The 14774-nt window shown below is 65.3% G+C and carries 12 protein-coding genes; 9 read left to right on the top strand and 3 right to left on the bottom strand.

Translation table 11 applies throughout. The features are described from left to right. Positions 1–223: 223 nt before the first annotated feature. Positions 224–1003 carry a helix-turn-helix domain-containing protein gene (locus tag N7650_RS11710; RefSeq protein WP_009395443.1) on the top strand — a complete coding sequence of 260 codons (780 nt, stop codon included), beginning with the start codon at positions 224–226 and terminating at the stop codon, positions 1001–1003. Between the two features lie 311 nt (positions 1004–1314). Here the strand turns inward: N7650_RS11710 and N7650_RS11705 are convergent, their stop codons facing one another. Together N7650_RS11705 and N7650_RS11700 are read right to left on the bottom strand one after the other, a co-directional pair. Then, on the bottom strand, positions 1315–2805 hold the full coding sequence (locus tag N7650_RS11705) for a class I adenylate-forming enzyme family protein (RefSeq protein ID WP_279898306.1): 1491 nt from the start codon (positions 2803–2805) through the stop codon (positions 1315–1317). Between the two features lie 2 nt (positions 2806–2807). Then, on the bottom strand, positions 2808–3830 hold the full coding sequence (locus tag N7650_RS11700; RefSeq protein ID WP_279898304.1) for an alcohol dehydrogenase catalytic domain-containing protein: 1023 nt from the start codon (positions 3828–3830) through the stop codon (positions 2808–2810). 146 nt (positions 3831–3976) lie between these two features. Between N7650_RS11700 and N7650_RS11695 the strand changes: the two genes are divergently transcribed. From N7650_RS11695 to N7650_RS11665, 7 genes are all read left to right on the top strand, one after another. Then, positions 3977–4678: an enoyl-CoA hydratase/isomerase family protein gene (locus tag N7650_RS11695; RefSeq protein WP_279898303.1), complete on the top strand. Its 702-nt coding sequence runs from the start codon at positions 3977–3979 to the stop codon at positions 4676–4678. A 91-nt stretch (positions 4679–4769) separates the two neighbouring features. After that, positions 4770–7277 carry a TonB-dependent receptor gene (locus N7650_RS11690; RefSeq protein WP_279898302.1) on the top strand — a complete coding sequence of 836 codons (2508 nt, stop codon included), beginning with the start codon at positions 4770–4772 and terminating at the stop codon, positions 7275–7277. A 6-nt stretch (positions 7278–7283) separates the two neighbouring features. After that, positions 7284–8621, top strand: coding sequence for an MFS transporter (locus tag N7650_RS11685; protein ID WP_279898300.1), 1338 nt, complete (start codon positions 7284–7286; stop codon positions 8619–8621). 21 nt (positions 8622–8642) lie between these two features. Further along, complete coding sequence (locus N7650_RS11680) at positions 8643–9827, top strand: acyl-CoA dehydrogenase family protein (protein ID WP_279898298.1); 1185 nt, start codon at positions 8643–8645, stop codon at positions 9825–9827. A gap of 9 nt (positions 9828–9836) precedes the next feature. Then, complete coding sequence (locus N7650_RS11675; protein ID WP_009395434.1) at positions 9837–11150, top strand: amidohydrolase; 1314 nt, start codon at positions 9837–9839, stop codon at positions 11148–11150. A gap of 272 nt (positions 11151–11422) precedes the next feature. Then, positions 11423–12472: an NAD(P)-dependent alcohol dehydrogenase gene (locus tag N7650_RS11670; RefSeq protein WP_279898296.1), complete on the top strand. Its 1050-nt coding sequence runs from the start codon at positions 11423–11425 to the stop codon at positions 12470–12472. A gap of 158 nt (positions 12473–12630) precedes the next feature. Then, a complete protein-coding gene (locus N7650_RS11665; protein WP_279898294.1) occupies positions 12631–13023 on the top strand; it encodes a GFA family protein in 393 nt (130 codons plus the stop codon). Here the strand turns inward: N7650_RS11665 and N7650_RS11660 are convergent. Beyond that, positions 13020–13433 carry a MerR family transcriptional regulator gene (locus N7650_RS11660; protein ID WP_009395431.1) on the bottom strand — a complete coding sequence of 138 codons (414 nt, stop codon included), beginning with the start codon at positions 13431–13433 and terminating at the stop codon, positions 13020–13022. The genes N7650_RS11665 and N7650_RS11660 overlap by 4 nt on opposite strands. An 84-nt stretch (positions 13434–13517) precedes the next feature. Between N7650_RS11660 and N7650_RS11655 the strand changes: the two genes are divergently transcribed. After that, a complete protein-coding gene (locus N7650_RS11655) occupies positions 13518–14747 on the top strand; it encodes an NADH:flavin oxidoreductase/NADH oxidase family protein (RefSeq protein WP_279898293.1) in 1230 nt (409 codons plus the stop codon). Positions 14748–14774: the final 27 nt, after the last annotated feature.

Raw genomic sequence — 14774 nt, 5'->3', positions numbered from 1 at the left:
CAACTCCATCCAATGCAATAATGACTATCCGTATAACATTGCAGCCATAACTGGCATCCAGACTGGAAAAACGACGCAATGGATATCGCCAGATGATCCATGCTCATAACCGCCATGCATATTCGGTCTAAGCCGCCGTGAAATAATCGCCGGTGGCGGCTCTTCACCCGCTGGCGGATCACGGCTAACCTTGGCGACCGGTCTTTTGGAATCCCCTGTCACGATGGAAATCTCTGCCCCTCAACCTGCGGCCAACGGCAAGGACAACGCCGGCGGACGCGTCCAGGTCATCGACCGCTCGATCGTCCTCCTGCGTGCCCTCGCCAACCTCAAGCACGGCGCCAGCGCCCTGGACCTGGCACGGCAGACCGGCATCGAACGCTCCACCATCCACCGACTGCTCAAGACCCTCACCTACTGGGGCCTGATCGAATCCCGCGGGGCCACCTACCATATCGGCCCGGAAAGCCTGATCTATTCCGCCGCCTACCTGAACCGCCTGAACCTGCGCCGCCTGGCCCTGCCCTATGCCATCGAATTGCAGCGGGTGATCGGCGAACGGCCGGCGATCGTCTCGCTGTCGGTGCCGGTGGGGGACCAGGTGGTGCTGATCGAGCGCATGTGGACGCCAGCCACGCCGTTGAATGTGATCGTGGACCTGGCGGATCAGTTTCCGATCGAGGGCAGCCCCAGCGGCCGGGCGGTACTGGCGACCTACAGCGAAGCGATGGCGCTTGGAGTGCTCGGGGAAGAGCGCTATGCCAAGGCGCTGCCGGGGTTGCAGTTGATCCACAGCCAGCAGGACTTCGCCTTCGGGCATGGCGAGTTCAAGCCGGGGCTGTCGTCGGTGGCGTTTCCGATCCGCCTCGCGGGCGGGCAGGCGCTGGGAGCGGTGGTGGTGGCCGGGCTGGATATGGAGGAAGAGACCCATCCCGGGTCGGCGCTGGCAGCCCATGTGCGGCGGGCTTGTGAGGGGATTGCGGCGCAGTTGGGGAATCTCTAGCCCTGCCTTGTTTATTAGGAGCACATCGAATGAACAGCGATCATAAAACCCGTGAGGCTTTGGTAGATGTAGATACTGGTCAGGTCGTTGACCACCGCCTCGTTCAGGACTGGGCAAATAGTCTCAGCACTTGCTGCCCCAAACCTGTTCCTCATTTCGAAACCAGCGAAAACGCAGCAAGCCGGGGTGATCAACCCGTTTAGTTTCGCGTCGTTGCCAATGGCCTCATCGCTGGCAAGCCAGCTCCCACAGGAATCGCATGCACCGCGGACCCTGTGGGAGCTGGCTTGCCAGCGATGGGGCCTGAAAGATCAACGCATGTCAGCCCCCAGCACCGCCAACAACCGGTTGCGCTGCACCTTCCCATAATGCGAACGCGGCAGCTCCTCAATGAAGTGCACCTGCCTCGGCACCTTGTAGCGCGATAGCAAACCGCGGCAGTGCTCCAGAAGCTCTTCCACCGTCACCACGGCGCCAGGCTCCAGGACCAGGGCCGCACACACCTGCTCCCCCCACTCCAGGTCCGCCCTGCCGAATACATGAGCCTCGCGCACCGCGGCATGGCTGAGCAATGTCTGCTCCACCTCCCCCGGCTGCACCGATTTGCCGCCGCTGCGGATGATGTCCTTGCAGCGCCCGAGCACTTCCAGCAGCCCATCAGGGCGGATTCGTCCCAGGTCGCCGCTGCGCAACCAGCCGTCCACCAGCACCTCACCGGTAAGACCCGGCTGCTGCCAGTAGCCCGCCATCAACTGCGGCCCGGCCAGCAGGATTTCGCCGATACCGCGCTCATCCACCCGGTCGATCCTGACCGCCGCCGAGAACAGCGAACGCCCGACCACGCCTTCGGCGCTTTCGCCGGACGCACGCAGCGCAACCATTTGCGCTGCGGACAGGTAGCAGCTCCAGGGGGCTTCGGTCATGCCGTAGAGCACCGCGATGCGCCCGGCGAACAGGCTGAACGACCCCTCAAGTACCTCGCCGGTCAAGGCCGCCGCGCCAATGTCCAGGCTCTTGAAGCAAGGCAGCTCAGCCGGCGCATTGCCGTTCTCACGCAACAACCGCAGCAACTGGGTCGGCACCAGCGAACTGAACGCCACCCGATACTCGCGCAGCGAATCCAGGAACTGCTTGCTGTCGAAGCGACCACCCAGCACCACCTCGCCACCCGCAAGCAGATGCGCCAGTACCGCCACCGCCGCGATCGGCCACAGCGGCCGCACATTCAGCAGAACATCCCCCGGCAGCGCACCACGGCCCATGACCACGTTCTGCAACACTGCGCAGAGGCTGGCATGCCGGTGCATCACCGCCTTGGGCAGGCCGGTGGTGCCGCCGGTGTAGTTGAGCGAGGCCAGGGACTGTGCCGGCTGGGCGGCGCGAACAGGCAAGGGTGATGCGCAACCGACCGTCAGCGAAGCCAGGTGCCGACACTCGACGCCCTCCCCGCGCAACGCCTCGGCCACCCCCGAATACGCCGAGGAAAACAGCAGCAACGCAGCCCCGGCATCGCGCAACTGGGCCAGCAATTCGCCCTGGGACAAGGCCGGGTCCAGCGGCACCCGCACGCGCCCGTTAGCCATGCAGCCATAATCGGCGATCAGGTAATCGACACTGGCATCGGCCAGCAGCGCCACCCGCGCCCCTGGCTCGATACCCAGGTCGTCCAGGGCCAGGCCGAACGCCGTCAGTGCCTGGTCCAGTTGCGCGAAGGACAGGCGCCGCCCGGTAGCCGGCTCGTGCAGCGCCGACGCCTCCGGCCATTTGCCTGCGGCCTGGCCCAGCAGGGTACTGATATCCATGCTTACCACCCGCTCAGGACGATGCGTCCATTGACCAGCCGCGATTCCAGCAGCGCATGGGCTTCACCCGCCTGCGGGAAGGGCATGACCCGGTCGATCAATGGCCGTACCTGCCCGCCATGGATCAGCGCCAATGCCGTGCGCAACTGCTCCAGGGTCGCACTGCCCGAGCCTTGCAGCTTCAACCTGCGCCCGATCAGCAGCCCGGGATTCACCGGTACGCTGCCCGGCTCGACATTGCCCAGCACCACCACGCGACCGCCCAGGGTCATGCTGCGCAGGGTGTCTTCCAGCGTGTGCCCGAGGTTTTCCATGGCTACATCGACGCCGCGCTTGCCGGTCAGCTTCCACACCTCGGCGCTATAGCCGCCGGCAGAAACCACCACCTCATGGGCCCCCAGCTGGTGCAGGAACTCACGCTTGGCCTCGCTCCCGGTCACCGCGATCACCCGCGCCCCCAGGGCCCGGGCCAACTGGATCTGATGCGCCCCCAGACCGCCACTGGCGCCATTGATCAGCACCGTCTCGCCGGGCTGTAATCCGGCTTCCCCATACAGCGCGCGAACGCTGGTAGCGATCGGGCAGGACGCCAGCGCGGCGAGCGCGTAGTCCAGCCCTTCGGGCAATTCGACCGCGGAAATCGCCGGGATCCGCAGGTATTCGGCGTAGGCGCCCTCGGTATCCACCGACGGCAGGCCCAGGGCGCGGCACAGGTCCTGACGCCCGCGCAGGCAGTCGCGGCATTGCCCACAGAAACGTCGTTGATAGACCACCACCCGCGAGCCGACCTTGAGCTGCAATACGCCGGCGCCGACCTCGACCACCTCCCCGGCCACTTCATGCCCCAGCACCACCCCGGTATGGGCCCCCGGCAGTTGCCCGGCGCGGTGCAGCAGATCGTGATGGCAGACTCCGGCAGCGTGCACCCGCACCAGCACTTCTCCCGGCCCGGCCTGTGGCGTCGGAACCTCTTCGAGTTGCAACTGTTCCGGCCCGCCGAAGGCCTTAAGTACTATCGCTTTCATTTTTTATAACCATTTGAGAGGAATACAAAACATGTTCGTATAACAAACATGTTGTTTGCATTATGAACATACATTAAGTTTTCCCCACTTCGACGCGATGCCGCAAGAGGCAAAACGTCTTTCTTTCACCCGCAGCGAAAATCGTAATGACAGTCGACTACCAACCCCTTGGCGATGGCGTGGTGCAGATCACCCTGAACCGCCCCGAGCGTCTGAATGCCCTGGATGGCCAGGCCAAGCGCGAACTGGCCGAGGCCTGGGCACGTGCCGCCGCAGACCAACAGGCGCGGGCCATCGTGCTGCGCGGCGACGGCGACAAGGCCTTCTGCGCCGGCTCCGACCTCAAGGAAATCCAGGCCACCGGCGAAGCCGTGGCCAGCGCCCTGCTTGCCCGCGCCCTGCCCGATGTCGGCCTGGACCTGAACAAACCGGTAGTTGCCGCCTTGCACGGCCACACCCTGGGCCTGGGCATCAGCCTGGCGATCCACTGCGATTTCCGCATCGCCCGCCCGGACACCCGTTTCAGCTTCCCGGAAGTGCGCCACGGCATGCTTTCCGGCTTCAGCGCGATCACCCTGCCCAGCCTGATCGGCGAGGCGGCGGCCCTGGACATCATGCTCAGTGCCCGCAGCTTCGATGCCGAAGAGGCCCTGGCCCTGGGCCTGATCAACCGTATTGCGCAGGACCCGCACGCCGCCGCCATCGAACTGGCGACACAACTGGCCGGACATTCGGCCAAGGCCATGGAATGGAGCAAGACCCTGCTGCTGGCCGACCGCAAGCGTCGCCTGCAACAACACATGGCGCTGGTCGACCAGGCCCGACAGGACGTCATGCTGTACCGATAACCAAAAGCCCAACACTTAAAAGCCTCGCCAGTACTGTCAGGAACACCCACCACCAGGAATGGACAGCGGCCCCCGATCCCGGAGCCTCACCATGTCTCGCCCCATTCTTTTCCAGCCAAGGCTCAACCTGCTGACCGCAGGCATCCTCGGCTTGTGCGTCGCGCCCCTGGCCAGCGCCGCCGATACCAGCAGCACCGACACCGCCCTGCAGACGGTAGTGGTCACCGGTGCCCGCGACAGCGGTCGCACCGTGGCCAAGAGCCTGGCGCCGATCGATGTGATCAGCGCCGACGACCTGGCCCGGTCCGGCAAGCAGAACCTGCGCGACGCCCTCGCCGCCAGCGTGCCGTCCTATACCAATGCCGCAGGTTTTACCGGCGGTACCGGGCTGTCGGTGAAGTCCGCGACCCTGCGTGGCCTGGGTGGTAACCATGTGCTGGTGCTGGTCAACGGCAAGCGCCGGCACAACACGTCGCTGATCTTCGTGCAGACCGCCGCCAGTTCCAGCGGCCAGTCGCCGGCCGACCTCGACCTGATCCCGATCAGCGCCGTGGACCATGTGGAAGTGCTGCGCGACGGCGCCGCCGCGCAATACGGTTCGGACGCCATCGCCGGGGTGATCAACATCATCCTCAAGGACAACAAGTCCGGCGGCAGCGCCAGTGCGTTGTATGGCCAGTACGAGAACCGCATCGGTGGCAAGGGCAACTTCGGTGCCCGTGGCCAGGGCCAGATCAACCAGGGCTTCGAGCTGCCCAACGACGGTTTCTTCAGCCTCAGCGCCGATATCGGCATCCAGGAAAGCTCTAACGTCGCCGGCGCCGTGCCGGAGCGCACGCGCATCTATTTCCCGGTCAATGGTGCCGCCGACCCGCGCGAAAACGGCGAAAGCCGCTACCGCCAGCAACTCGGCCAGCCGCGCTCGCAAACCTACAACTTCGGCTACAACGCCGAGTTGCCGCTGAACGACCAGGTCAGCCTGTATTCCTTCTCTACCCTCAGCCACCGCAACTCCACCAGTTGGGGCACCTACCGCACCGCCAACTCGCCGCAGAACATCGTCTCGGTGTACCCGGACGGCTTCTCGCCGCGCTTCGTGGTGGAAGAGGACGACTTCCAGACCGTGATCGGCCTGCGCAACGAGAACGTGCTGGGCTGGAAGCTGGACCTGAGCACCAGCTACGGCTACAACGACGCCAACACCCGCAACGAGAAGTCGCTGAACCCGTCCCTCGGCCCGGACAGCCCGCGCAACATGGACGGCGGCCATCTGATCGCCAGCCAGTGGACCAACAACCTCGACCTGACCCGCGCCTTCGACACCGGGCTGTTCGCCAAGCCGCTGAACGTCTCCACCGGCCTGGAGTTCCGCCGTGACGGGTTCGAGATCGAGGACGGCGAATATGCCTCCTACGCCGATGGCGGCTACGTGTTCCCGGCCGGCCACCCGCTCGCCGGCCAGCGCCCGAACCCTGGCGCACCGGGCCTGGTCGGCTTCACCCCGGCCGATGCGCACAACTATTCGCGGACCAACACCGCCGGCTACATCGACCTGAGCCAGAGCCTCACCGAGCAGTGGGACGTCAGCCTGGCCGGGCGCTTCGAGCACTACAGCGACTTCGGCGACACCGCCAGCGGCAAGCTCTCCACACGCTATGCCTTCACCCCGCAGTTCGCCGTGCGCGGCACCATCAGCAACGGCTTCCGCGCGCCGTCGCTGCAACAGCAGTACTACTCGTCATCGCTGACCGCCTGGCGTACCAGCCCGCTGACCGGGGTGCTGGAACAGGCCACCACCCGCTACGTAACCGTGGACGACGCGGCCGGCCGCGCCCTGGGTGCCAAGGACCTGAAGCCGGAAAAATCCATGAACTACAGCCTCGGCTTCGTCGCCACGCCGACCGAGAACCTGGATATCACCGTCGACCTGTACCAGATCGATATCAAGGACCGCATCCTGCAGACCAGCAACCTGCAAGGCACCGCCGTGTCCAACATCCTCGCCGCCAATGGCCTGGACCCGAACCAGATCGTCTCCTACTTCGGCAACCTGGCCGACACCCGCACCCGCGGCATCGACCTGGTCGCCGACTACCGCTACGACCTCGGCGAATACGGCAAGACCAAGTGGACCCTGCTGAGCAACCAGAGCCTGCAGACCATCGAGAAGATCAAGGAACCCGATGCCCTTGCCGGCACCGGCGTGACCGCCGTCGGCCGCGACCGCCAGGGCAACCTGACCAGTGCCTATCCGAAGAACGTCACCTCGCTGACCGCCGCCTGGCAACTGGGCGACTTCGACGTCACCCTCAAGGGCACGCGCTATTCCAAGGTCACCGGGCGCAACCAGATCTCCGCCAGCCGCGACGAGGAAATCCGCCCGGCGTTCATCACCGACCTGAGCCTGGGCTACTGGCTGAGCGATTCGGTCAAGGTGACCGTCGGCGGGGAAAACATCTTCGACCGCCGGCCACAGCAACTGAACGCCGAAGCCAAGCGCTTCTACTTCTTCCCCACCGACGACCCGACCTACAGCTGGTACTCGCCGTACGGCCTGGAAGGCGCGTACTTCTTCGGCAAAGTCGACGTGAGCTGGTAACCCGCGATGAACAGCCTGTCTGCAACCACCGACGCCGCGCCTGCGGCGTCGGCACCGAGCTTCGACCAGCGCCTGTACCGCAAGCTGGCCTGGCGCATCATGCCGTTCCTGTTCCTGTGCTTCGTGCTCAACTGGCTGGACCGGGTCAACATCAGCTTCGCCCACTTGCAGTTCAAGGCCGACCTGAACATCAGCGACGCCACCTTCGGCATCATCGTCGGGGTGTTTTCCATCGGCTACCTGCTGTTCGAGATCCCCAGCAACCTGTTGCTGGAGAAGTTCGGGGCGAAGAAGACCATGACCCGGATCATGATCCTCTGGGGCCTGGTCACCATCGCCACCGCCTTCGCCCAGACCCCGGCGCAGTTCTATGTGCTGCGGGTGCTGCTGGGGGCGGCCGAGGCCGGGTTCTTCCCAGGGGTGATCCTGTACCTGACCTACTGGTTCCCGGCGGCCTACCGGGCGCGGATCACCTCGCGCTTCATCATGGCCATCGCCGTCTGCGGCATCGTCGGTGGCCCCTTGTCCACCTGGATCATGAGCCACTTCGGCGGGGTCGGCGGGTTCAGTGGCTGGCAATGGCTGTTCGTGGTCACCGGCATCCCGCCGGTGTTGGCCGGCCTGTTCGCCTGGTATTGGCTGGACGACAAGCCGGCCAAGGCCAAATGGCTGAGCGACGTCGAGAAGCAGACCATCGAGCAGGCCCTGGCGGACGAGAAGAGCAAACGCAAGCCTGGCGGCCACCAGCGGTTCGTCGAGGCGCTGAAGGACCGCAAGGTGTGGTTCATCACCCTGGCCTATTGCCTGACCATCATGTGTACCGGCAACGTTACCAATATCTGGGCGCCGTCGATCATCCGCGATTCCGGGGTGAGCAACCTGGGCCAGCTCGGCCTGTTCTCGGCCCTGCCCTATGTGGTCGGGGTTGGCGTGATGCTCTGGGCCTGCCGCCATTCCGACCTGCACCAGGAACGCCGCTGCCATTTCGCCCTGGGCGGCCTCACCGCCGCGCTGGCCATGACCCTGCTGCCGAACCTGATCGCCGGGCCCTGGTCGGCCATCGCCCTGCTGACCCTGATGACCAGCGGTTACCTGGTGGCCACGGCGGTGTTCTGGACCATTCCCACCTATTACCTCTCCGACCGCGCCCGGGCCGCCGGCCTGGCGCTGGTCAACTGCTGCGGGCAGATCAGCAGCCTGCTGACGCCGATCATGATCGGCAGCATCAAGACCAACACGGGCGATATCAGCCTGGCGCTGTACATCGTCGCGGGGCTTGTCACCTGCGGCGCCCTGATCCTTTTGCTCGGCGTTCCGCGCCAGGCCTTGCGCGATGCATCCTGATCCCTTTTTCGAGACATGCCCATGACCGATTACCTGGCACTGGCCAATGAACTGGCCACCCATATCCAACCTGGCGCCGCCGAGCGCGATGCGCGGCGCATCCTGCCCCATGAGCAACTGGACCTGATCCGTCAATCCGGCCTCGGAGCCGCCCGTGTTCCCGTAGAACTGGGCGGTGGCGATGTCAGCCAGCTCGACGTGGCACGGATCTTCATCACCCTGGCCAAGGCCGACCCGAGCGTGGCCCAGGCGTTGTTTCCGCATTTCGCCACGGTGGAACATCTGCGCCTGATCGCCGACGCAGACCAGCAGCGCCGCTACCTGGGCGCTTTCGCCGAACGCCGGTTGTCCTCCGGCGCGATTGCCGAGCGCAGCGGCAAGTTCCGCGGCGAAATCCACACGCGCCTGGAGCGCGATGGCGAGCGCCTGGTGCTCAACGGCAGCAAGTTCTACAGCACCGGCTGCCTGTTCGCCGACCTGCTGAAGATCCAGGCGGTGGACGAAGCCGGTGACGCGGTGTACGTCATGCTCCCGGCCGATACCCCGGGCATCACCCTGCTCGACGACTGGGACGGCATGGGCCAGCGGGTCACCGCCAGCGGCACCACCCTGCTCAAGGATGTGCCGGTGCTGCCCGAGCAGGTCATTCCCCTGGCCACGTGGTACCAGCGGCGCAACTATATCGGCGCCAGCGCCCAGCTGATCCACTGCGCCATCGATATCGGCATCGGCCTGGCGGCACTGGACGATGCGGTGGAATGGTCACGCACGGGGGCGCGCCCGGTGCGCGAAAGCGGCGTCGACCAGGCGCGCAACGACCCGTACATCCTGCATACCGTGGGCGATCTTTCCGCCGCGATCCATGGCGCCGAGGCGCTGGTGGAAAAGGCCGCGCTGACTGTCGATCTGGCCGCTCGTACCCAGTTGCAGGGCTTGCTGGAAGGTGAGGATCTGGACGCCCTGCTCGCCCGGTCCTCCATCGCCGTGGCCGAAGCCAAGATCGCCTCGACCCGCGCCGCCCTGCATGTCTGCGAGCGGCTCTACGAGGTCGGCGGCGCCGCCACCACGCAGTCGCGCTACAACTTCGACCGCCACTGGCGCAACGCCCGTACCCACACCACCCACGACGCGGTGGCCTACAAGTACAAGGCCATCGGCGACTACCTGGTGAACGGCAACTATCCGCCGATCGCCTTTACCTACTGAGGAGCCGGAATGCTGCCGTTTCGTCTTGCAGGGTTCGCATTGCTACTGGTGTCAGGGGCCGTTGCCGCCGAGGATTGGGGCGACCTGGATGCACGGATCGCCAAGGCCTTGCCCGGGGTGATCGAGCTCCGCCACCAGATCCATCAGCACCCTGAACTGGGCAACCGCGAAGTGCAGACCGCCGAGCGTATCGCCCGGCGCCTGCGCGAACTGGGGCTGGAGGTGCAGACCGGGGTCGCCCATACCGGTGTGGTCGGTATCCTGCGCGGCGGCAAGCCGGGGCCGGTGGTGGCGATCCGCGCCGAACTGGATGCCCTGCCGCTGACCGAGCAGACCGGCTTGCCCTACGCCTCCAGCGTGCGGGCCAAGGACGAAGGTGGCGATTTCCGCACCCGGGGCAAGGAGGTCGGGGTGATGCATGCCTGCGGGCATGACGCCCATATGGCCATGGCCCTGGGCGTGGCCGAGGTGCTCGCTGCGCGGCGCGACGAATTGCCGGGCACCTTGAAGCTGATCTTCCAGCCTGCCGAGGAAGGTCCGCCACTGGGCGAATCCGGTGGGGCGAAGCAGATGATCGAAGAAGGCGTGCTGCAAAACCCGGCGCCGGCAGTGATTTTCGGGATCCATGTCACTGCTGGCGCCTCCGGTGGTTTCACCCTGAGTCGCACCCGCACCACGGCGGCGGCGGACACCTTCGTCGCCCGGATCAAGGGCCGCCAGACCCATGCCGCCTTCCCCTGGACCGGCATCGACCCGGTGCCGGTGGCGGCGCAGACGATCCTCGCCTGGCAGACCATCCCCAGCCGCCAGTCGAACCTCAGCGTGTTGCCGGCGCCGGTGATTTCCGTGGGCCGGATCGAAGCCGGCGACCGGCATAACATCATTCCTGCCGAAGTGCGCCTGGAAGGCTCGGTCAGGACGGTCAGCGACGAGCAGCGCGAGGATGTGCTGCAGCGCATGCGCCGCACGGCGGAAAAGATCGCCGAGGCCTCGGGGGCCAGTGCCGAGGTGGACTACCTGCCCGGCAACTACCGCGCCGGCTACAACGACACGGCGCTGGTGGACCGGCTGTTGCCAGTGCTGGAAAGCGTCTCGACAGTGCCGGTCAAGGTGGATAGCGGCACCTATGGCGCAGACGATTTCGCCGAATATGCGCGGCAGATCCCCGGGATCTTCATGCGCATGGGGGTAACGCCGAAGGCATTGGCAGACAAGCCGGTATGGCCGACCCATTCGCCGGGGTTCCAGGTGGATGACGGGGCGTTGGCGGTAGGGATCCGGGCGTTGGCCAGGATGACCCTGAGTTATATGCAGGAGCATTGATGGTGTGCTTGAGGGCCTCATCGCTGGCAAGCCAGCTCCCACAGGGTCCGTGTGGTAGCTGACTTGCCAGCGATGAGGCCCTCAAGGTCTAGACTCAACCAGCCACCCTACCCAGGAGTTGCCGTGATGACCCCGAAAAGCACCATCTCCCACAGTGTCCGGATCGAAGCGGCGCTGAAGGATTAGGCAAGAACCCGGTCGGATCGGGTTACCGGCTGCGCCCGGCAACCACTGAAGATGAAACCGTCACTTACCCTACCGAGGAGTTGCGCATGCAAGTCATCGCCTATGGCGCCCATTCCGGCCACCAGCCGCTGGAGCCGCTGACCATCACCCGCCGCGATGTCGGCGCCCACGACGTGCGTATCGAAATCGCCTACTGCGGCATCTGCCACTCCGACCTGCACCAGGTGCGCTCGGAGTGGGACGGCACCCGTTACCCCTGCGTGCCCGGCCATGAGATCGTCGGCCGGGTCGCCGCCGTCGGGGGGCATGTCAGCGGTTTCAAGGTCGGCGACCTGGTGGGCGTCGGTTGCATCGTCGATAGCTGCAAACACTGCGCCGACTGCGACGAAGGCCTCGAGAACTACTGCGACGGCATGATCGGCACCTACAATTTCCCGACGCCGGATGCCCCGGGCTGGACCCTGGGCGGGTATTCCGAACAGATCGTCGTACACGAGCGCTATGTCCTGCGCATCCGCCACCCCGAAGAGCAACTGGCCGCCGTCGCACCGCTGCTCTGTGCCGGCATCACCACCTACTCGCCGCTGCGCACCTGGGGTGCCGGGCCGGGCAAGAAGGTGGGTGTGGTCGGCATCGGCGGCCTGGGGCACATGGGCATCAAGCTGGCCCATGCCATGGGCGCCCATGTGGTGGCCTTCACCACCTCCGAATCCAAGCGCGAGGCGGCGCTGGAGCTGGGTGCGGACGAAGTGGTGGTGTCGCGCAACCGGGCGGAAATGGCGGCGCACAGCAAATCCTTCGACCTGATCCTCAACACTGTCGCCGCGCCCCACGACCTGGATGCCTTCCTGGTCCTGCTAAAGCGCGACGGCACCCTGACCCTGGTCGGCGCCCCGGCCACCAACCACCCGTCACCGAACGCGTTCAACCTGATCTTCAAGCGCCGCAGCATCGCCGGCTCGATGATCGGCGGGATCCCGGAAACCCAGGAAATGCTGGACTTCTGCGCCGAGCACGGGATTGTCTCGGATATCGAGCTGATTCGGGCGGAGCAGATCAACGAAAGCTACGAAAGGATGCTCAAGGGGGATGTGAAGTACCGGTTCGTGATCGATAACGGGACGCTGGCTGGCTGAGCTTTGTAGTGGTCTTTCGGGCCTCATCGCTGGCAAGCCAGCTCCCACAGGGTTACGCGGTGCCTGTGGGAGCTGGCTTGCCAGCGATGAGGCCCGAATGAACAACACAAACCTGGAAGAGTCCCAACACCATCACCCCCACAACAAAGGTGCTGGTCATGTCCCCCATCACAGGCGGCTGCCTTTGTGGCCAGGTCCGCTTCGAAGCCCGCGGCGAGCCCTACCGCGTTGGTCTCTGCCATTGCATGGACTGCCGCAAGCACCACGGCGCCCTGCTCAACGCTTCGGCGATCTACCCCGAAACCGCCGTCAGCGTCACCGGCCAGACCGGCACCTACCAGAATCGCCATTTCTGCCCCAAGTGCGGTTCCCCGGTGTTTTCCCGCAGCGGCGATGAAGTCGAGCTGAATATCGGCTCGCTGGATGCACCCAGCCAATTCAAGCCCACCTACGAGCTCTGGGTGATACGTCGGGAAAACTGGCTCCCGGAATTTCCCGGCATCAAGCATTTCGAACGTGACCGCACTGGCACCAGTCGCAACGAGGACTAGGCTTTTTGCTTGCTGCGCAACCGCTCCAACACCTGCTGCGCATTCTCCGAGCAGGCCTGGCCCTGCGGCCGGCTTTCGATGCCCTCGATCGCTACCAGCAACTGTGCCTTGTTGCGCGCCAGGCGTTCCTGCAAAACCTCGATCTCCGCAACCTTGCGCCTCAGCCCGGCCAGCAGTTCCTCCTGCGGCCAGGCGCCCCCGGAGGTCGGCAGCAGGCTGCGGATCTCTTCCAAGGAAAACCCGGCGCGCTGCGCACCGGTGATGAGTTCGAGCATCCACAACGCATCCGCGTCATAGCTGCGGTAACCGTTTCCCGTACGTTCTACCGTGCTCAGCAAGCCGCTGGACTCGTAGAAACGGATCCTCGACGCCGATAACCCGCTGCGTTTCGCCAACTCGCCGATTTTCATCCACCACCCCGTAGCAAAGTGCTTGACCTTAAAGTTCACTTTAAACCTAAGGTGAGGCCACGACCAATCGTGGAGCCTCCTCTTATGAACCTGTTCACGCCCCTCACCCTGCCCAACGGCAGCGTGGTCCCCAATCGCCTGGCCAAGGCCGCCATGGAAGAGAACATGGCCGATGCCGACCATGCCCCTTCTGCCGAGCTGCTGCGCCTGTACCGGACCTGGGCCGAAGGCGGTGCCGGGCTGCTGATCAGCGGCAACGTGATGATCGATCGCCGCGCCATGACCGGCCCCGGTGGCGTGGTGCTGGAGGACGACCGTCAGCTCGAACGCTTTCGCCACTGGGCCCGTGCCGGACAGGCTGGCGGCGCGCAGTTCTGGCTGCAGCTCAACCATCCCGGGCGACAGATGCCGGCCAATCTCGGCCAGCCGGCCTGGGCACCCTCGGCCGTGCCCTTGGCGCTGGGCAATATGTCACGGCATTTCGCGCTGCCCCGGGCCATGGATCAAGCGATGATCGCCGAGGTGATCCAGCGCTTCGCCAACACTGCCCGCCTCGCCGAGCAGGCCGGTTTCAACGGCGTGCAGATCCATGCAGCGCACGGTTACCTGCTCAGCCAGTTCCTTTCGCCCCTGAGCAACCAGCGCACGGATCAATGGGGCGGTTCACTGGAGAACCGCGCACGCCTGCTGATCGAAGTGGTGAAGGCCGTACGCGCCGTGGTCGCGAAGGATTTCACCGTGGCGGTCAAGCTCAATTCCGCGGACTTCCAGCGCGGCGGCTTCAGCGCCGAGGACGCCCGCGAGGTGGTGATGCGCCTGAACGAGCTGCCCGTGGACCTGGTGGAATTGTCGGGCGGCAGCTACGAAGCACCGGCGATGCAGGGCGTAGCCCGGGATGGCCGGACCCTGGCCAGGGAAGCCTATTTCATCGACTTCGCCCGGGACCTGCAAAGTGTGGCGAACATGCCGCTGATGGTGACCGGCGGCATCCGGCGTCGCCCGGTGGCCGAACAGGTGATCACCTCCGGCGTGGCCATGGCCGGGATCGGTACGGCCCTGGCCATCGAACCCGACCTGCCGCGCCAATGGCAGCAAGGGCAGGACAACGTCCCGGCACTGCGCCCCATCACCTGGAAGAACAAGGTGCTGGCATCGATGGGCGTCATGGCGGCCGTGAAGTTCCAGTTGCGCCGGCTGGGTCGGGGCCGCTCTCCCGATAGCACGGTATCGCCGGCCTGGGCGTTGCTGATGCAGCAAATCAGCACCCTGTGGCTGACACGCCGGTATCGCAAACACATGGCCCTGCAGCAATAGTGATCCAGGGGGTGTGCCATCGCCAAA

This window comes from Pseudomonas sp. GD04058 (assembly GCF_029836855.1).
GTDB lineage: Bacteria > Pseudomonadota > Gammaproteobacteria > Pseudomonadales > Pseudomonadaceae > Aquipseudomonas > Aquipseudomonas bharatica.
Note: the sequence above shows the minus strand (reverse complement) of the source record. Positions and strands in the feature narration are given on the sequence as shown.